The 19,639-nt window shown below is 57.4% G+C and carries 16 protein-coding genes and 1 pseudogene; 6 read left to right on the top strand and 11 right to left on the bottom strand.

What is annotated here, in order from left to right; all coding sequences use genetic code 11:
* Positions 1-15 precede the first annotated feature (15 nt).
* The 9 genes and pseudogenes from C5L12_RS04280 to C5L12_RS04320 all read right to left on the bottom strand — a co-directional run bounded on the left by C5L12_RS04280 (position 16) and on the right by C5L12_RS04320 (position 10,796).
* Positions 16-378: a hypothetical protein gene (locus tag C5L12_RS04280; RefSeq protein WP_205839310.1), complete on the bottom strand. Its 363-nt coding sequence runs from the start codon at positions 376-378 to the stop codon at positions 16-18.
* Positions 379-513: 135 nt separating this feature from the next.
* A pseudogene (locus C5L12_RS04285) lies at positions 514-711 on the bottom strand (Fic family protein); the annotation flags it as partial.
* Positions 712-1,255: 544 nt separating this feature from the next.
* Complete coding sequence (locus C5L12_RS04290) at positions 1,256-3,163, bottom strand: pentapeptide repeat-containing protein (protein WP_105370791.1); 1,908 nt, start codon at positions 3,161-3,163, stop codon at positions 1,256-1,258.
* Between the two features lie 9 nt (positions 3,164-3,172).
* Positions 3,173-4,495, bottom strand: a complete 1,323-nt coding sequence (locus C5L12_RS04295) for a hypothetical protein (protein ID WP_105370792.1) — start codon at positions 4,493-4,495, stop codon at positions 3,173-3,175.
* Positions 4,496-4,508: 13 nt separating this feature from the next.
* Complete coding sequence (locus tag C5L12_RS04300) at positions 4,509-5,615, bottom strand: trypsin-like serine peptidase (RefSeq protein WP_170109047.1); 1,107 nt, start codon at positions 5,613-5,615, stop codon at positions 4,509-4,511.
* A gap of 380 nt (positions 5,616-5,995) precedes the next feature.
* Positions 5,996-6,610, bottom strand: coding sequence for a hypothetical protein (locus tag C5L12_RS04305; protein ID WP_205839304.1), 615 nt, complete (start codon positions 6,608-6,610; stop codon positions 5,996-5,998).
* A gap of 13 nt (positions 6,611-6,623) precedes the next feature.
* The gene (locus C5L12_RS04310) at positions 6,624-6,893 is read right to left on the bottom strand and encodes a carboxypeptidase-like regulatory domain-containing protein (RefSeq protein ID WP_105370794.1); all 270 of its coding nucleotides are present in this window, start codon (positions 6,891-6,893) and stop codon (positions 6,624-6,626) included.
* 15 nt (positions 6,894-6,908) lie between these two features.
* Positions 6,909-7,838, bottom strand: a complete 930-nt coding sequence (locus C5L12_RS04315; RefSeq protein WP_157948986.1) for a trypsin-like serine peptidase — start codon at positions 7,836-7,838, stop codon at positions 6,909-6,911.
* A gap of 48 nt (positions 7,839-7,886) precedes the next feature.
* A complete protein-coding gene (locus C5L12_RS04320; protein WP_105370796.1) occupies positions 7,887-10,796 on the bottom strand; it encodes a lysozyme family protein in 2,910 nt (969 codons plus the stop codon).
* A 605-nt stretch (positions 10,797-11,401) separates the two neighbouring features.
* Here C5L12_RS04320 and C5L12_RS04325 point away from each other — a divergent pair.
* The 6 genes from C5L12_RS04325 to C5L12_RS04355 all read left to right on the top strand — a co-directional run bounded on the left by C5L12_RS04325 (position 11,402) and on the right by C5L12_RS04355 (position 17,850).
* Positions 11,402-12,178: a helix-turn-helix transcriptional regulator gene (locus tag C5L12_RS04325; protein ID WP_105370797.1), complete on the top strand. Its 777-nt coding sequence runs from the start codon at positions 11,402-11,404 to the stop codon at positions 12,176-12,178.
* A gap of 238 nt (positions 12,179-12,416) precedes the next feature.
* Positions 12,417-14,837 carry an AAA family ATPase gene (locus C5L12_RS04330; RefSeq protein ID WP_245422760.1) on the top strand — a complete coding sequence of 807 codons (2,421 nt, stop codon included), beginning with the start codon at positions 12,417-12,419 and terminating at the stop codon, positions 14,835-14,837.
* Positions 14,838-14,873: 36 nt separating this feature from the next.
* Positions 14,874-15,761 (top strand): hypothetical protein, encoded by an 888-nt coding sequence (locus tag C5L12_RS04335; RefSeq protein ID WP_157948988.1) that lies wholly within the window; start codon positions 14,874-14,876, stop codon positions 15,759-15,761.
* Between the two features lie 90 nt (positions 15,762-15,851).
* Complete coding sequence (locus C5L12_RS04340; RefSeq protein ID WP_205839305.1) at positions 15,852-16,274, top strand: hypothetical protein; 423 nt, start codon at positions 15,852-15,854, stop codon at positions 16,272-16,274.
* Positions 16,258-16,836 carry a poly-gamma-glutamate hydrolase family protein gene (locus C5L12_RS04345; protein ID WP_157948989.1) on the top strand — a complete coding sequence of 193 codons (579 nt, stop codon included), beginning with the start codon at positions 16,258-16,260 and terminating at the stop codon, positions 16,834-16,836. The genes C5L12_RS04340 and C5L12_RS04345 overlap by 17 nt, the downstream gene beginning before the upstream one ends.
* 531 nt (positions 16,837-17,367) lie before the next feature.
* Entirely contained in the window at positions 17,368-17,850 is a 483-nt protein-coding gene (locus C5L12_RS04355; protein WP_157948990.1) for a hypothetical protein, read from the top strand.
* 66 nt (positions 17,851-17,916) lie between these two features.
* Here the strand turns inward: C5L12_RS04355 and C5L12_RS04360 are convergent, their stop codons facing one another.
* Both C5L12_RS04360 and C5L12_RS04365 read right to left on the bottom strand, forming a co-directional pair.
* Positions 17,917-18,528 carry a GTP pyrophosphokinase gene (locus C5L12_RS04360; protein WP_105370802.1) on the bottom strand — a complete coding sequence of 204 codons (612 nt, stop codon included), beginning with the start codon at positions 18,526-18,528 and terminating at the stop codon, positions 17,917-17,919.
* Positions 18,525-19,544, bottom strand: a complete 1,020-nt coding sequence (locus tag C5L12_RS04365) for a hypothetical protein (protein WP_105370803.1) — start codon at positions 19,542-19,544, stop codon at positions 18,525-18,527. The genes C5L12_RS04360 and C5L12_RS04365 overlap by 4 nt, the downstream gene beginning before the upstream one ends.
* Between the last annotated feature and the right edge of the window lie 95 nt (positions 19,545-19,639).

A 19,639-nucleotide genomic window follows, 5' to 3' on the forward strand; every position in this document is an offset into this window, starting at 1 on the left:
AGTATACCGTCTTGCTTACGTCACTGCGGGTTCACGCACATCGTCAAGGAGGAAATGCACGACGACGTTCTTTGTAATGGGCTGCTTTACCGGGTCGTCAATCTCACGTTGCGTTCCGCCGTCTGCCGGATGCCACTGGTGATAGAGCGGGTTGTTGACAATCATTGTGATGGCCTTGCCGCCAAACCTGCCTCCGAGCCGGAACCGGGCGTCTGCCAGCGGCCAAATTCGCTCATAGTCCTGTTGGAGTAACCGAACTTTCAAGGCCGGTCTTCGGGTCGCCACATTGGTTGAGCCGTCCGCGCCTGGCGTATGAGGAATTTCCAGCGTCACTTCCTCTGCATCATCCAGAATGAAGTTGAACTCGTCGGGCCACATCCGTTTCATGAAACGCTCCTCCTAGTCCATCAGCCACACCCACTGTAGCTCGTTCACGGCCGGACGCAACCAAATGCTGTCGCTGAGCGAAAGCACCCTCGCAACATCATTGTTCCGGAATGCAGCCGTTCAATTTTGCCGCGGCAGCAGCATGGTTATTCCGTCGAGGCGTCCCAAGGCGCGTTCGGCCAGGCTCAGCCACTCCAACCGTGAAAGGACGTCAATCGAGAGCACGGGTTGTAATGGCGGAGGCACGAACGCTGTTACACGTTCACCGGCCACAGAGAATTCGACGAAGCGGCCGGATCGGGGATTAGTGTTGAAGCCGTTCATCGGAAGATGTCTGAAGCCCTCTGTAATTGCTGGCACAACCGTGGTTCCCGCACCAGCCGACTTAGGGGCACGAGGTCAATCGAAACTCCGTCAACCGGGGAAAAGACTTCGGTAATTTCATTACGCAGGACTACACCGAAATGCAAGCATCGAACAACTGCAATACCCGCGCCGGCCCAGAACTGATGAGGGCGGGAATGCTGCCGCGGAACCACAGACCTTGAGGATGAACCCTTTTAACTGGTAAGCGGCAGCAACCGTCGTGGACGGTGTCCAGATTGCCTAACTGCCATGATTGGAGTATGTTATAGATGGAGGTACGAGAGATGATGTTGATATTGAAAAATGCCTTCGCGTTCGGCATCAGACTAGCGTTGGTGTTGGCGCTGCTCGGCGGTGCCGGCTTAGCCCCGGTAGTGGCTCTCGCTGGGCCATGCAGCCCCCAGACGGGATGCGGCGGGAACCTTTAGGTGGACGTTGGCGCAAGTCGTACATTACTACTAGGTCGAGCGATTGCTGTCTGCACTCGTCTCTCGAATCGACGCTATTTGTTAAGAATTTTGCTTACTTCGGGGCAACGGTTGGGGGTAAGCGGAAGAACCAGCACGCGCTCATGTGTGGCTGCGTAGATTGGCTCCTGCTTGACAACTTTTTCTGCTTCCGCGCACATGCCCAGCGCGGCAAGTACAAGGCCGTAACGGTAGCGCGAGCTCGGCTCCACCGAGTCTAATGAGCCAGCTGCTATCCTTTCTTCAATGAACTTGTAAGCCTCTTTTGCTTCCTTAAATTTACCCAGCTGAAGATAGATGTAGCCGATCGTATCACTGATGCGTGTATCTGCTTTGGCTACGGACTGTGCCTCCAAGGCCAGCTGCGCAGCACTTTCCAGTTCGAGTCCGTATATGGCCTGATGCCAAGCCCAATCGTTGAGCGCTGTTGCCAAACCCGTCGAACGCGCGGGCTCCTTGAGGATAGGGGGATAGGTCCGTGCAATGGTCCTCGCCTGCTCGACCTTACCATTACGTTCAATAAGGTTTTTAATGTAAAGGTTGCCTTTTGAGGCGTCTTCTCGATCGAAATTCGACCGATCGAGTGGCGCGTTCCAAATCGCCAACCACCATGTGGTGTCATGGGAATTGACCAGCCGCAAGTTACTGCCTCTGAAATCCGTATGAGTTAGATCAGCATCGTTGAAATTCGGCTTTTCAATCGTTGCATTGGCAAAGACGGCACCAGCCAGATTTGCATCCGTGAAATCCGTCTCACCGAGTATGTTGGCGCCCGTAAAGTCCGCATCACGGAGATCGGCGTTCGCGAAACTTACTCCTTTGATCTGGCAACTGCGAAAATCTGCTCGTTCAAGAGACGCTCCCTCAAATGACGTGTAGCGGAGACTTTCCTTTGAAGGATTTTCAGTAGACACCAGTTCGCAGTTTTTGAATTTCGCGTCGGTCAACACAGCTTCAATAAAGCGACCATCCTCGATTTCTGAATCGGAGAAATCAACCTTTTCCGGGGCATTTGGTTGCTTGCCCTTTACCCGCTGTAGGAAGGGCCGTTTAAGTGTTGCTCCGCTAAAATCAAGAGGAAAGGCGAGTGACTGGTCGGTAAGCACGAGGTCACAGATAGTCGATCCGGTGAATCTCCCTGATAGCTCCCAAGTCGAAATCTGCTGTAGTGCCGATACCTTTTTTGGTTCGACAACGGCATGATCTCTATCCCTGTTCTCATTACAGGACTCCGTTTCTACAATCTCTGCAGCATGTTGCCGGGTAAGCAAGACGAAGAACTGGTGGCTTAGCAATGGCCCCCACCACCATCCAGTCCCAACGATTCCCAAAACGGTAACGACCATAGCTCCATAGATTCTGTGAAACTTGCGATCCGTTATTACTTTTTGTCGACTAGCAGAGATAAAAGCGGTGATATCCGAATCCTTCCCCCAAAACGCCTCTACTTTCGTTAAAGCCGGCCCATTAAGTAAGTATCCATCGTGTTCTCCTGAGATAATCCACTGACGTGCCATAGCTTTGAGGCGAACTTGCTCGCGCGCTTGGCTACTTTTCGATCCAAGCGGCTCATGGGGGGGCGCGGCATCAACGGCATCAGAGGCCAATTGGGCGACTTCCCCCTCTGCTTCAGCTGCTCTCTCAGCATATGGCTCTATCAGGCGGATTTCTAAATTGGGATCGTCTGGTGCCAAGGCGAATAGCAGAGCAGTGCAATAGTTGAGCATAACCTGGGCTTGCCGTCTCTCCCCCAGATCGGCAAAACCCAAACCAGCTTCGATGATGCGTTCGCTGAAGTTGCGAATGGTTTGGATGTTTGACTCGATTTTTTGAGGATCGGATTGTGCGGATGCCATCGCCTGCCTCAGCTGGGCGTATTCTTGTTGCAGCGATTTAAGGCCCGTCGGCTTGCCGCCATGCGAAGAGGTTGTCCTGGCAGTCATTAGTTTCCCCTATTGCCCCGATCGGAGCCCCTGGTCGACGGCTACAATGACTTTCAGTTGCTGGACGAACTCTCGAAAGGCCAAGAGCTTACCCAGTTCGACGTCGAACTCATGACCTATCTGTACCTTTCGTGCAGTCGTGAAGTCGACATAGGCCGCCAAGCTATGAACTAGATTGATCGATGATGTCTCCAATTCTTCCAACATGATTTCTTCGAAAGCGGAATTGACGGAATCGGCGAGATCCTCTTCAAGTTTCGCAATCGCGCCGCTGGCATCGAGGAGGGAAAGCGTCCGCACCAATGTCTCGATCGAGGACCATTTGTCGTTAAAGGTTGCCAGCCAAGCGTCATCATTGCGGTGCTGTTCAGTAGGAACTGCTTCCACCGCATTCTGCAAAGTTGATATGGCGTCCTTCCATCGTTCATATGTCTCCGAGCGATAGGAAAAGGCGAAGTCGCATATAAGAAATGCGGGCGCGACCGAAGTATCGACAGTTGCTTGCACGCCAAGCTCCTTGGAGACTTCGCGTGACAATACCGCTAGTCGCTCGAATGACAATCGTCGCCCGCTCGCCCGAATCTCATCGTCTAACGCCGTCATCTCAAGTAAATTGGTCAGTACCTCGCGGCACGCGCGCACCGTTTCAATTTCCCTCGCTCTCATCGCCTCGCGATAGGCTTCCGAAGCTTTGCGCAAAGCGACTACCCAACGCGTCTCCGCTCCATCGGGTTGAGGTCGCGAAATGCGCTTCAATGTCATCTCGGCCTCGGCGATCCCGCGCTCGAACTCGTGAAGCAAAACCTGTCCGATCTCGAGATCCTGGTCCGCACCGTGCTGATCGAAAAGTGGGGCGAACTTGCGGGAATAGGTAAGCAATCTGCGCGCCACGCTGTCCAAGTCCTTAATCACCCAGGGCCGTTCGACAGCGTCTGCCACCTCGCCGAACAACGTTCCGAGCCGCGAAACGCCTGGCAAGGAGACGGGCGGCGGCGGAAGCCAACTGGTCGCTGCCGCCACTTGTAGGCTAACGTCGGCATATTGTTTGAACCCCAGTCGAAGCAGGTCCGCGAGCTGGAAACGTAGTTTTTCCTCCACGTCGGTTCGGGTAGCAATGATAAGAAACATCTCGGCAAGCAAGCCGCGCCTGCGCGTGTAGTCGATGCACTCCTTGGCGACTACTTCCCTCGGCCTTTCCTTTGTAGTGGCTTCGTGAATAGAGCCCTCACCGTGCAGGTTACTCATTACCTCGGCTAAATCTTCGAAAGTGAACCTATTGCCGATCGCTTTACTGATGGGCTCCAAGGTCACTCCGGCGTACAGAAGCGGCATTGTTATCTCCGTGTCAGCGTAGTAAGGGGCCGTACCCCGCGCTTACGATGTCTTGCCGAACCAGATGCGCGGGCACGCCTTGATTGAAGACTGCTTTCCACGCCGGGTCACCAAAATGATGAATGGCGATCAGTTCCCATTCCATGGTGAAACATGGCGAGCCTGACGATCCCGCTGCCGTGTTCGTTGAATAGCGGATTCTCGGCCAGTCGCCGGGTGGTGGAAGCTTCTGCACGGCATCTGAGTCGATTGCCAGCTTCATCGGTCCTCCGTCAGGATGCTGCACTATAATAACGCCAGCGCCAGGCGCTATGGGCGCCGACGATGGAGGAAGTTCAATAGAGCCACGCTCCACCCCCCCAATGGTTTCAGTACCTATACCGCTCGCAAGTTTGATCAGTGCGAAATCGAGCTCGGTTGGTAGCGGTGGCGGGCTGTAGGGCGTGGACGTAAGTTCGGCGGGAGCGTATGGGCGATACCATACCACCTGCCCCGCAACCCGAATTCCCGCTTCGGGACCGCCCGCGGGGTGTTCGGCGTAGTCAAAGCGGCAAACTATATCGGCCTTGGCTACCTGCCCGTGTTCGACCACGTGCCAGTTTGTCAGAACAGCATTTGGCCCAACTAGAAAGCCGGTACCCGCCGCCCTGCCGGCAATTTCAACAACACAAACTTGGCGCTGGATCTCTGACAGCCGCTGTGCCCACCCGCCAATGCTGAGCATAACGAGATGATCCTTGATATTGCGCTGCAAACCAGGCGCGAACCTTCCCTGCGTTTGTTCTTTCGTGACGCCCTGAATCTGCAGATCAAAGTCGGCCGGCATTTGGGCCGCGAGTCCAATGATCTCAGGGTAAAGGAGCGCGATGCCTTGGCGAACGTCGTTTCGTCTCGGACGTTTTCTATACACTTCGGCGAGAAACTGGGGCGTAACGCCCTCTTTCTCCATCGCCTCGATAAGTTCGCGGATCGTCCGCTTAAGGGGATTTCCGGTCCCCACCCACTCTACGTAGAGATCATCCCCGGTACTCTCGGCAACGATAGTCCGGAGGTCGTACTCGCTTAAGGTTCCAGCAAGTAGATCAACCAGTGTACCTGTCTCTCTGGGTTGCAGCGCCATAAAATTCTCCGACATAAAATGCACGCCGATTGACCGTTTCGGCCAGCCTGCGAAGGGCTGTTATTCGAGACGTGTCGTCCTCGGCATTCTAAATCATGCTGCGCAGAAACTTATGATAGTCTCCGACTGTAAGCTGCTTCCATTCACCCTAAAGCCGCCTAAAGCGGAAATGCGATAGGCGATTGGGCGCCCTCCATAGTTTTCCTATCAGTTACGTTAGCATCAGATCCGGACCGATCAGCACCCCGGTGCCATGGTCCGGATACGATTGCACAGACGGATCGGCTGACGCGCTGAAAATACGGCCCGATGATCGATGGATTACCCATTATGCCGCTTGACATACGTGGCCTTTCCTTCCGCCCTGATCTGTCGCTTCTCTAAACCTGTCCGGAATTCAGCGAGGTCGGAAGCGTCCACGCCGCCGTCGAATCGTAGTTTGTCTTGTCCGGCTTGACCGAGATGTGGATGTGGTGCGTGTGGCCGTTCCTGCCGGTGTATGGCCGCCAGCCCCACGCGGGCGCACCGCCGACAGGTGATGAGTTTGCAATCCGCCGGTTCCAGATGATGTACTTCACCCGTTTGTCGGCGGCGTCGCGTATCGCCTTCGCGATTAAATCCGCGTCGCATCCTCCGACCGGGTGGTGGGTAATGTCCATGGCGGTGACGACGCCGGTACCGGAATCGAGGACCCATGGGTTGTGGTCCGAGGCTCTGCTCTGGTGAGACCGGTCGCCTATGGTGCCGTCACTTGCCTTGTTGCGGTTGGGCGCAAGTGCATTGACCTGTTCGCGAAGCTTCAGGAGGCACGAAGCGACCCGCCAGTTGGCCACCCCTGCTTCGGTGATCGGCGGCGAAGGTTCGGGATCGTCGGGATCACCATGAAGATCCGCATCCTTGTCAGGGCCGATTTCGTGAGCTAGTTCGGATTCGGGTGTCATTCCGCCCGGATAAGTTTTCTTGGCGGTTTCAATAATGTCGTCGCTGCCACTCATTATCGCCTCCTGTTCAATCCGGCGCGCTCACCTCGATTTCGATGTGCAGCGGTTCTTCGCCGGCGGTTGCCTCTGCTTTGCCTTCCTGCCCTCCCTCGGAGCGGGCCCTGATCTCGAAATGCCCCGGCGGTAGCGCCAGCCGGAAATAGCCTTTCTCGTCACTTACAACTGCGATTTCCGGTGTCGGCGCCGTGCCTGTCGCTACCCAGACGAAAGCGCCAGCCGCCGGCCTGCCGTTGTGGTGGACGACGCGTCCGGTGTGCAGGATACGTCGCACATCCATGCCGTTACCTTCCTGTTACCCGATGTCACCTGCGCCACCGTCTGCGGTGTTGGACCATTTTTCGATCTGCTCGACGACGGCGGGAATAATCCGCGGCGCCGAGTTGACGCGCATGTTCATGCTTGCGGGTGTTCCGCCGAAGCCATAGGCGTGGATACCGACGACGATCGGCTGTGTCTCTCCCTCGCGGAAAATGAAAGCAGGGCCGCCGCTCTGCCCGCCGGAGGTATCGACATCGTAGAAAATCCGCCGTGGCGACACCGCCCGGATACGGTTTTTCGCCCAGTAGAGTTCCTGACCACCGCCAGGACTACCCGGATAACCGCTGACATTGATCATGTGCTCTACAAGCTCTTCGTCCGTGAAAGCTCCCACGCGAAACACACTATCCGGGTCGTCGAGCAGCGGTCTGTCGAGATGGATCGCTGCAAGGTCGAAATCCGGATCCTGATCCGAAACCCAGCGGTCTACGGAAGAAAAGCGCGTTGCTTTGGCGATGCCGTAGGGCGCCCGCTCCCTTTCACGACCCGGCGTGATGGTGATCGACCGCGCCCAGCCGTTCATCTGGCTCTTGTCGAAGACGCAGTGACCGGCGGTGATGACCGTAGTCGGCGTGACCAACCAGCCCGTACCGATGAAGGTGCCCCATTCGGAATCGATGGCGAGAGCGCAGACCATGCGCCAGGGTGACTCGGTGGTATTGACGATCCGCGTCCTTTCATCCGCATCGATCACGGATTCCAGACCAGTGCTCTCCGGCGCTATCAGCGGTTTGGCGGACTTCCCGACGACGATCCGCCGGCGCACGGGATCTGAAAGCTCCGGCGGATTGGCGGCTGCCGCCGTGATTTTGGTCCGCTCTACCACCTGCGATGGCTTCGGCGGCGGTGCATCCATCTCGCGGCCCGGCCTCGCAACCGGCCTGCTAACAGACTCAAGTTTCATCGGATCCTCCGTCCTTGCTCCGTTACCCTGCAATGGCATTGCATTTGGTCAGGTGCCGGCGACAAAACCTGGCATCGCCGCAAGACCCGCCTCGAAAAGCACCGCCTCGTCCTCCCGGCGGCGCGCAAGCCCTGCCTCGACAGCCGTTCCGCGCCAGACGCGCTTCATCAACCGCATCAGGCCCGGGATGTCGCCGAAGCGGCGTTCGGTCATCGCCGCGCCGATGCCGCGCATCTCGCGATAGCGGTCCAGCGGATCGGAAGGGGAACGCAGCTTGCGGTAGGCAGCCCCGCGGTTGAAGGAAAGCGAGACCAAACTGCCGAAGCAGTCGGGTGAAAGCGTCTGGGTATTGTCCAGCACGCGAACCGTGGCACGGACGAATTTGGGTACCGTGGCAGCGGTGAACACTGCCTCGGCCATCTCCCACGGTATCTCGATATCCTTGAGTGCCGCGACCAACGCCTTTAGTTCGGCGTCGCTGTCGCGCCCTCCGTGACGGCCAAGCGCCTTGGCCAGCCGGCTGCGGATCGCGGCCGGCAAGGCTGCCCAATCTCGTTCGAACTCGGCCGGTTTGATATATCCGAGATCGTAGCCGAAGCCGATGGTGACCCCGGATGCGCCCTTGGGCCATATCGGCAGCCGGCGGATCACGCGGTCGTAATAGAGCCGCCCGCCCGTCTCGTATTCCACGATCAGGTTGAGCGCGCGGGCCGAAACCGGTGGCATCGGCCCGGCCTCTCCTTCGGTGGCATTTTCCGGGCTGGCACCTTCAGTGCGCAATACTTCGAGACGTGCCTCTATCCGCTCAGACGATTCCAGTTCGGCATCACGGCCCTGCGTGGCGTACGCTTCGGTGCCCCCTTCGGCGGCAGCGAAAATGATGGCCTGCGCCTCAGTGCGGCTCAAAGCCGCGTCGAGGACGGTCTTGAAGAGCTTGCCTACAGTTGAAAAGCCGTCGTCCGTAGGATGCAGTTCGTCGGCCCACCTCGTGCCCACCTTGCCCCTCACATCCACATGCCACGCGTTTGCGTGGCGACCGCGACCGTTACCGCCGCACAGGCGGATCTGCATCGCGTTCAATTCATTGATCAGGGCGGCGATGATCGCGCGCTGGAGCTTTGGATCGCGGATGCCGAGGCGGTTCGACATGGGGCCGGCGAGCCAGGCATCCTGACTTGCCCAGAGCGGATGACGCGGATCGCCGGGATAAGACGGAATAGCCAGATCGTAACCGTGGCAGATTACAGGAAGATCCGGAAATTCCTCTGCAACCTCTGCGAACAAACTGGAGAAACACGCCTCTAGCGCACCAATCCGCCGTTCGAACTCGCCGGTCTTGATATACCACTCGGGCGGCTTGCCGCGGCAAAACGGCTTCAGGATCTTTGTGAGCACCGAGACGCCGTCCGGATCCTCGCCAACGATATCGTTGCCGCTGCCCGAGACCAGCAGCGCCTTCGCTTTCCCCTTCCACTGCTTCAGCCCGGCTATATGCCGCTTTTGCCGCAGGATCATGTTCTCCAGCGTGTCCCCGGCGACATCAAGGCTCCATATGGAGTATGCCGATCCGAGCTGGTCGATGACGTCGTCGAGAAAGATAGGAAACTGGAACCAGCTGTCGCCCACCGAAACCAGTAGCGGTCGCGGATCCTTTGCCTCGATCCGGGCAAGGAACGCATTCTTGCGTCGCCAGGCGGCAAGTTCGTTGGCCCAGCTCATCATCTGGGCGCCTTCGGTGCCGAACTCCGTTGTGCCGACGGCAACGACGTCCGGATTGAAGCGAAGAGCTGGCGCAAAAGGTCGCGAGGCTTGCTGATCGGGAATCAGTATCTGCCGGACAACGTGCTCCGGCACCTGCGGATCGATGATCATCCGCCGCGCCTCGGATATCGAGATCCGTCCGGTCTCCGCCTTCCACGCCTCGGCCACCTCAATACTTTCCGTAACCGGCAGAGGACGCGGCACGCTCACGATCTCCGTCGCCGCACCTGCGCCGCCCACGGTTGGGGGTGGCGGCAGCCCGGCAACGCCATCGAGCGAGTAACCCGCCTGACGCAGTTCTTCGGCGAAAATTCCGACGATCCGCCGGCGATCGGTGCGAATGAGATCGGCGCTAAAATTGACCACCCGCATCAGGGCGCGGAATGCGTCAATCACCGTCTCTTGCGGTTCGCCCTTCTGTGCCGCGTCCGAAACACCTTTCCAGGCGGCGCGTAAGTCGGGAAGAGTGCGGAAATCGGCTCGTTCGGAATCGAACGCCATGCCGATCACCATATAGGGAAATGAATCGACCGGCTTGCCTTTGGCGTCCAGCAGGCGAAAGTCGTCCGGGTCGAGCTTCAGATCCTTGATTGCCGGCCCGCCCATTTCGGTACGGCCCACGACGATGTTGCCGGGAGAAAACTCGGTATCCGTCCGCGCAAGTCCGATTTCCAGTTCGGCACGGCTCTGGTCCAGTAGGAGCATCTCGGCACCGCGCTTCAAGGGTGCGATGAGAGGTTCGACTGCGGGAAACGACGACCCAATCGCCGACGCCGACATTTCCGAGAGAAGATCGAGATACGGCTTTGCAAGGTCGTCGCCGACGACGGAAAACAGTGCGATTTCACTGGTCAATTCGCCGCGAAAGGGAATTGGCCCAAGCAGCGACTGGTTCACGACGATGAACCGGTCCAGATGCCGGGAGTCGAGTTCCTGGAAGGTTTTGTTGGGCGAACTGACCGACATCACCTCCCGCAACCCGACCGATGGATCGGCGTGAACGAAGCGGGCGTGGACCGTGGGATAGAATTTCCGGGTCCAGCGTCGGACGTCGGTGATACGCGCGCTACGGAGCCAGACCCGGGCATAACCGGTATCCGTAGGAACGGGCCCGGACCTCTCGCCTACGTACCAATGGTTGTAGTTCCTGGTGGCTTCGCCGGAGAGGCTAACCAACATGTCTGCCAGAATACCCATTTAGCCTCCCACCTAACGCTTGCGCAAAATCAGCGGATGCCCGGCCTCCCTCAATCTCGGCACCGTCGAAACAGTATAATTCACTTCCCTGTGATGGTGCTCCTTGTCCTAAAGGTGTATTTAGCGACCGAATTACAACCAAGGGCGTAGTTCACAACGGCTCTGCTCGTCATGGCGAGCAGGGCGACGACCCCGATGATCGGTTGGCATTTAGGAGGAGCCTAGCTAAGACCGAACCGATCGACGGTAGCACTCAAGGCGCAACTCCTCTCAAAAACGAGTCGACATACCCTAAGTCTAACCCGATCGTGCTGGTGGCTGAGAAGCTGCCAACGCTTTGCGCCTTGAAGGGATCAGAACCAACGGCCCTGTTGTTTCAAATTTCCTCTGTAACAGATTCGCTAGGCGAGCCAAGAATTTGGCCTGGCTGGAATGACTGATTGGGGTCGGACGCTGACAGGCAGCTCCAAGTCTGCCGTCTACGCTAGCGGACGCCGCCCGCAGGTTGCATGTTCTTGCCGCCCTGCTGCCGGTCGCTTGCCGATCATTTGCCTCACGCCCTGATCCATTCTGTTGTAGGCTGCACCAGCTAGAAAGGGGCAGGTATGAAAAAATACACCGCTAAAGGAGCGACGATCAAAGAGTTGCGCGGGGGCCTTGACCGGCTGAGCACGCAAAAGGAGATGGCGGCGGAAATCGGCGTCAGCGAACGCATGCTCCGTTTGATTGAAAATAATAATGCCGCCATTCCCATGACGACGGTCGATCGCTTGGCGAAAGCGCTTGGCGTGCGTCGCGAGCAGATCATCTATTCGGAAGGCGGGCCGGCTAGCGTGGAGGCGCTAGAGTCTACGGTCCCGCCACTCCCTCCGGTCCCGCCTGCGGACTGTACCTTGGAGGAGCCGCCGCAGGTCATTCCGCGCTTCGATTGGGATTATGCCTACGCCACATCTGATGAGACGCGCCTCTACCGCGAAGCGTCGCATTCTCATGACCTTGTCACGGCAATTGAAATTGCGCTCACCGAAGAGACCAGCGCCTACGCAGAAGAACTGTTCGAAATCCTTGGTGGCCTCACATATGCGAAGAGGGACATACTGAAGGATATCGAGCCCGCGGAAGAGATCGCGCTGCGCCGGCGTATCCGCCAGCTTCTCGTCTCGCTGAAGGGGAACGATGTCTGGGTGTATGAAACGTCGTTCTTCCGCCGCCTTCCCGAGCGCATGACACTTCCGCCCGATGGCGAAGAGCACACGCTGCAAAGCAGGCTGCTTGTCGCCCTCGCACCTCCGGGAGAGTTTGGAGAGAGGTCTTTGCGCGTGAATATCGATCACGGCCAGCCCTTTATCTTGCTCTCCTTAAAGTCGCTCAAGGCCAAGTAGGGGCGGGGTGAGAATGCAGGCACTTAAGGACGAAGCGGCTACGATTTCCGCGACGCCGGACCTCGGGCAGGTCTTCGGCGAGAGCGACGCATTTGCCGAGATCCTGTCGTGGTCGCTCGATCGTCCGGTCTGGCAGCGGGACGCGCTAAGGCGCCTCGTTGCCGGCAGACCGCTTTCCTCCGACGACCTGGAGGAGCTGACAAAACTCTGCCTCGACCCGACGCTTCCGCATGAGGTTTTGTCTGGCGATCACGTCTCCACGCAGCAGTCCACGGGCGTACCGATTTCCCTGCTGCGTATCGAGAAACCAACGGGTATAAACGCTCTCGCCCCCGACCAGACGCTCGAATTCGCAAATAGCGGCCTCACGGTCATCTACGGCGACAACGGCTCGGGCAAATCAGGCTTTGTCCGTATTCTAAAGCACGCATGCCGGACGCGCGACCGCGGGGTGAAGATTCTCCGGGACGTTGAAGGCAGCCCGGAAGTGCCACAGTCCGCAAACCTCGCTTATATACGCGGATCGATCGAGCAGAGTTTTGCGTGGACGCCCGATACGTCCGGGAATCCGGACCTGCCGTCGATCAGCATCTTTGACTCGCGCAGTGCAAACGTCCATGTCGAGAAGACCAACGCTGTAGCCTACATCCCGCAGCCGATGCAGGTCTTGGAAGGCCTAGCCGCCGCCTGCGACAAACTAAAAGCGAATCTTGAAGCCAAGCTCGCCGAGCTGTCCGCCCAAACGCCGCTTTCAATCAAGAATTCCAAGCTTGACCGGGACACGGCGGCGGGCGTTTACGTCCTCGACCTTTCCGCCCGTTCGAATGTTGCCCAGCTAGATTTGCTCGCAAATCTATCCGACGAAGAAAACCGTCGTCTGATCACGCTCGAAACCGATCTGGCACAGGACCCAAAGCGTGCCTCAACGCGCCTTGCCCACCACAAGACTCGCCTCGACGATGGTGCTGCAAAGCTGGCGCGGCTTGTGGCAGCGGCTTCCGTAGGCGCTTTTCAAGCTCGCGAGAAATTGAGGGAGGATCGCGACGCAGCCGTTTCCGCCGCTCAGCTCGCATCCGATGCCTTATTCGCCGCATCACCGTTGCCAAGTATTGGTGAACCGACTTGGCGCGCGCTCTGGGAAGCTGCCCGGAAATATTCCGATGAAGTCGCATATCCCGATAAGCACTTTCCAGACGAGGAAGGACATGACGAGCTTTGCGTGCTTTGTCAGCAACCGCTGGGTGATGATGCGATCAAGCGGCGCAACGTTTTTGAGGGTTTCGTAAAGAGTAGCACGCGTGCGGAGGAGGAAGCCGCCGAGTGGCGCTATCGCGCGTTCCTAACAGACGCAGGCAAGTCGAAGATCGACATGAAAACGATCCTCGAGCTCAGCAGATTCATCGAGGGTGACCTCGGGGACGCGCAACTTGCGATGGCTGTTCGCAGGTGTGCATTGATTGCGGCCGGGCGCCTGCGCGCACTGCTTCGGGAAACAGCGGCGCCGCTGCAGTTGGCGGTTCTGCCGGAGGCAGAACTCGTAGCTGCGTCGGCTGAGCTAGGAACACGGTCAGCCCGACTGGCGGTGGACCACGGTAGCCCCGAATACACGTCCTTGCTGGACGAGTATCGGGAACTCAAGGCGCGTGAGGGACTGGCGCCGCTCGTGCCAGACCTCAAGGCAGAGATCCAGCGGCTCAAGGAAGCGCAGGAAATCAGGAAGGCGATCAAGGATACAGCCAAGCGCGGTGTCACCGACAAGAACAAGGACCTATCGGACCGCATAGTGACCAACGCGCTTCGCGGCCGCTTTGCCCGCGAGATCGAAAAGTTGAAGCTCTCGCGCATGCCGGTCGAGCTGAAAAAGATCAAAGATGCGGCGGCCGTTTCGTATTTTCAGGTCACACTGGTCGAAAAGCCGGACGAGCCAGTCGGCGAGATTTTCAGCGAAGGCGAGCATCGCTGCGTAGCGCTTGCGGCGTTTCTCGCCGAACTTGTCACGGCGAAGCAATATTCCAGCATCGTGTTTGACGATCCGATGTCCTCGCTCGACCATATTCATCGCAAGGCTGTTGCAGCGCGCCTGGTGGAAGAATCCGCCCATCGCCAAGTCATCGTCTTCACCCACGACCTTGCATTCCTTTTTGAACTACGCCGGGAAGCGGAGTCAAAGGCGATGCCAATTTACTACCAAACGGTAGCCCGTAAACAGAATCGTCCGGGCTTCGTGGAAGCCGAGCTCCCGATGAAAGCCAAGTCTGCATGGCAGTTGGGCCAGTCGCTCCGCTCGGAGCTAAAAGCGGCGAAACCTCATTTCGATGGTTGGGCCGACGCCAAGCGCACGATCTTTGCCAAAGGTGTTATCGAGCAGCTCCGAGAATCGTGGGATCAAGGCATTGCCGATTTCATCTTCCCCGTGCTTGGCAGGTTCGACAATGCGATCAAGGGAACGAGCCTGTTCAAGCTAGCCGTTCTTGACGACGCGGACGTGAAAACGGTCACAGCCGCGCGCGGTCGTCTCTCAGAGGAACTTCATGCGACCGCGGAAACGCTGAACCCCGAAACCGTCACACATGCGGACCTTTTAAACGAGGTCATCAAGTTGGAGAGCTGGCTTACGAGCATCGCCGATCGCCAAAAGGACGCTAAGAGGCCTAACTGAGCCATGACATTCAGAGCGACAGACAACACACCCGCCTTGCATCGCAAGACGCTCGGGCAGAAGCTGGGCCGCATTGAAGCTTGCTTGATGCACATCCGGGACGATTTCGGTCGCAATCTGCTTCACGCTTACGTGGCTTGCCTCAGCCCGGCGGAGCTGCGCAATGCAACACTCCACTATCTTGAAGCGGACCAGGTACTCATACGAGCGCTCCGAACACGTCTTGTCCGCGTTGGGAACGATGGCGGCAACTCGAACGAACTGGACCAATTGAGTGCGGATCTGATCGCGCTGCCGGCAAAGGGCCGCCGTCTAGACCCACGAACGGACAGCGTGCTTTCGGCCATCTATCCCTTCCTTTCGGTTGAGGCGCGAAAAGCAATCCTCGAGCGTTGGCTCGATCGAGGAAACAAAGCGGCGGCCGCCCGTTGGCTGAAGGCAATGGCGAATGACGCATTGTTACTCGACGTCGAACTCGCATGGGGCGAATGGCAATCGAGCCGCGATCCGTTGCCAGCAAAAATATTCATCCAGCACGCTGCGGGCGCACGAATCGCCGAAGCGCTTCCCGAGCTGATCAACCATGCCGCGGAAGGATGGCTTGTCAGCAAAGCCGCGCTTAAAACACCGACGATCTCAGAAGAATGTTGGCACTCGATCAGGGGAAAATTTCCGGCAACGTATGCCTATCTCTGCGCGAAATTGAACCGCTCGTTGGCTGAGGCCGAAGCGCTCGCCATCGTCGAGGAGACAACCGGCGGCCCGTTCGGCGATCGCGGTCTGGCCATCTGGTCGATCGGCCAGATGAAGATGATTGAAGTCTTGGACCAGCTATCGGCGCGTTACGACGAACTCTTGAAACAGGAGATGGAAATGTTCCTACACGGCCGCGCTCTCTTGCACAGCGCGAGCGATCGAGATTGAGGCATGCTTTGGGATCAAAAAGGAGTCCCCCAGAAAGGGTGGACTTGTGAGGGCGTCACGGACCTCGGCTCGCCTGACGGGCGCTGCGAGATGTGCGGGAGAGAGGAAATCCGCTACGTCCACCACATGGCACATGAGGACTATGAAGACTTGCTCGATGTCGGCTGCGTTTGCGCCGAGAAGATGGAAGACGACTACATCAATCCGCGTCGCCGGGAGCAGGACCTAAAGAATGTCGCCGGCCGCAGGAAGCGATGGCTCACACGCAAGTGGAAGAAATCGCGGTCAGGCAATCCCTACCTGAAGACCGATGGCTTCCACATCGTTGTGTATCCGCTCAGTGACGGCTCCTGGGGTGGCAAGATCACCGACCTCGGGACGGGCGATGCGGTTACGAACAAGCGGCCCTACGCGGACGCTGGTAGCGCCAAGCTCGGTGCTTTTGATGGTATGGTCTTCCTCAAGGGACGGAAGGTGGCGTCAGCGGGAGGAAACAGTGGCGCGCAAGGATGAATACAGGAGCTTCGAAGAACTCCGCCGGAAAGAACGGGAAAACGTCGATTATAGCGTAACCGCGCGCCACGCCGAGGGCAGCAAGGTAGCAATTGTCGCGCCACATGGCGGCGGGATCGAATTTCTCACAGCCGAACTCGCAGATTCCATCGCCGGAAATGACCACAATTTTTATGCGCTGAGGGGTCTCAAGAAAAACGGTAACAAGGTTCTGCACATCACATCTCACCGCTTCGACGAGGAGCGCGCTGTGGCGCTGATCGAGCCTTGCGAGAGAGTGGTCACTATTCATGGTCTCGATGCGGACGCCCGATCCCTCCAGATCGGCGGACGCGACGAGGCACTGCGCAGCCGTGTCCACGAAGCGCTGCAGGGCGCCGGCTTCAACAGCAAAGTCGTGATAGACGACGCATACGGCGGCATGGAACCGGAGAATATCTGCAACCGCGGAAGCACCGGCGCGGGTGTGCAACTCGAGATCCATGCCGGGCTTCGATCGATGATGAAAGGGGACGCGGCCGCATACAACAAATTTGTCGCGGCCGTTCGATCAGCGTTGTAGCAGCCACCTTCCGAATTCTTTCTTCGGCTTCATGCGCAGTTCGCTGCGACGAAGGCCGGCTGGCTGTATTGTCCAAGCGTGAGGAAAAGTGCACGACATTGGATAATGATCGGACCGACGCCGCAAATCCCAGCGCCTAGGAAGCTCTGGAGACGCAGGCTTTCACTTACGAGGATCAGCTCGCAATGAAGCGCTAGAGGGGCTTTGGCGGGCATCAACCCAATATTTCGCGAATGGCAGCATCATTTCCGCAACGGACCGGCAGCGACGGCGAACGTGGGCAAGATATCTGTCTTCGCGAACTTCAACTTTTGAATTTGAATGGCGATTACCTGCTCCATCGACTGGCGTTTATCGCTTCTTCGAACAAAATCAGAACATCTGCTTTGACAATCCTTAGAATCCGTGGATTATCACTGGGCAATGCATGGCTTCCAGCCAAGCTCCCCCCGAGCGCTGGGAGCCGTCGGGGACGGAAGCGCCTGCGTGGCCGTACCTTTTTCTCTGCTCAAGATTGATAGGACGAAGCTCATGGCCAAAGACGCTGCACTATTGTCTGAGCTGCATAAGCTGATCGGACAGCGGATGGATGCTGGCCAGATTGCACAGCCGAGCCAGATTGTTGAAGAAATTTTTAAGAACAAGCCTCTGACAAGCCCTCATGCCGACTTCTACAGGGCGTTTGCCAAGAAGGAATTGGTAAAGGTAGTGACGCGAATGCTGAAGCGCATCGGCATGAGCGACGATCCCGCCTCTCCTCAGATGGTGTTTCCGAGCCATACCCGTTTGGTTAAATCATATCCCGTGATCAGAAACGGTGAGAGGGCGCTGGTTCCCATAAGCCTTTGCACGCCGCGAGAACTCTCTGACCATATATTACTTCTTCGCAAGCAGGCGAAGGGCTGTGAAAACCACGCTGCCGAGCTGGAGGAATATGTGGCCAGCAAAATCTCTTTGGAGGAAGCCCAGGCCCTAAAGGAGCATTCGGAAGCGGCCGAGGTCGAGCCGGCCTGACTCCAGGAAGCCAACGCGGGATGACCATCTAAACAAGTACGATGGGCAGGCCTAAAGCAGTTGTTCTCAATGCTGCGCGCTCCGCTTTACGAACAGATCGTTGAACACCCGATCCGCTCCCCACGCCTGAGCCGATGTGAAGGCAAGCTGTCGCAACTCGTCGCTGGCCAGTGGCTGCTGCCCGGGCTTGTAGCCGAGATCATGGTTCGCTTCGGACCATGCGTGCTGAAAGAGAGTCTTGATCTGCAACTCGAAGCAGTAGGGCACGAGGTTCTTGTCGAAACTAGGATCGATCAGATCTTGCTGCAGCATAAGGATATGGTGATTTCCGAAATACCCAAACTCCCACTCGTTCTCTGGCAACATGTCTTTCGATTCGATGGCGTGGAAGTAGCGCTGAACTTCCTCCGAAATCCTATGCACGTCGTCCTTATAGAAAGTGATGATCCGCGCGCCGATTTGATCCTGAATCTGATGAAGCGGATCTTCGTACTTCGCTTTTCCATCTTTCTCAGCAGCGGCTTTGCCCATGAAGCGCTCCACAGACTTCGGGCGCGTCGAGATGCGATCGATCCGCGGCTGACCGGCGAAGATGTCCTGCAATAAGTTGGCGAGCTTATCGGCGATGGGGAAGAGTACGGTTTCGTACCGCGCTCGATATTGAGCTTCGACGGTCATCTACCCTTCTCCAGTTTTTCGCTAATCACTGAGCCGACTGTGCTGAAGCGCATCTTATCGGCTCCTTCCTCGACGGGTTTGTGTTCGAAGACCTTATCGAAGGAGGCAGCGTCAGCGGTGAGCATGGCCCCATTGTCCAGTTCCACGGTGCGATAAGGCAATTGCCGAGTGAACTCGGTGGCATCGAACTGAAAATTATCATTGGCCAGGTCAGCTCGTTCGAGCTGCTTCACCACGGCGGCCTTGGCGCCCTCGGAAAATCCGTAACGATTACAGAAAACCTCAACGCTCAATGTCTCTGTACCAAGCCCACTGGCCAAGGTAGCCGCGGCAGTGATCTGGCGCTTGATTTCCAAATCGTCCGTCGTTTTGATCGCCTTCTTCAATGCGACAGCGAGACGACGGGTACCAAACGCAGGGCTAGTCATAAAGTCCGACAGCAGAAACTCCTTAACCCAGTAGTCCGACGACTCCAGATCCTGACTGTTAATCTGCTTGTCGACGGCCATGCCACTCCAGAAACCACCTTGGAATGACTGATGCTTGTAGACGACAGCTTTGTAGGAATGCGCATTTTTCATGAACACGCGGTCGATGAATTCGACCGTCAACATGTCGGCAGCCTCGTTTACAACCACGCCATTGTTGGCGCGAAAACGTGATATCACCACCTTGTGCTCGGCACCTTCGGTGCCCTTGATCAGGAATAGAAGCCCGAGCCCCGAGCGACGGGTCGTTACCGTCGCCAGTTCCTCGGCAAGCACACGGCCCAAATCAACCCCGGGCGCTGACGCATAGGCAATCAACATGTCACGACGCGCGTTGGCTTGAGCGCCGCCGTTGCCCTTGTTGAAGGCGATGCCGATGTTGCATTCGGTATCGGCCTTTTCGTACACGTTTCTCATTAGGATAAACATGTCGCCTTCATGCGGCACTTGGCTTCCGACGATGGCCGATGGCTCGGCGGCCCCCTTATTGGGATATACAAGGTATGTATGGATGCTCTCGATGGGCAAGCTTATCCCCCTCGCTGCCGAATACTTCGATTTTACAACAGCTACATATAATACCTGTCCCAACGTCGCTAGCAATTGAACTTGAGTCGCCGCTG

The organism is Neorhizobium huautlense (assembly GCF_002968575.1).
GTDB classification, from domain to species: Bacteria; Pseudomonadota; Alphaproteobacteria; order Rhizobiales; family Rhizobiaceae; genus Neorhizobium; species Neorhizobium huautlense.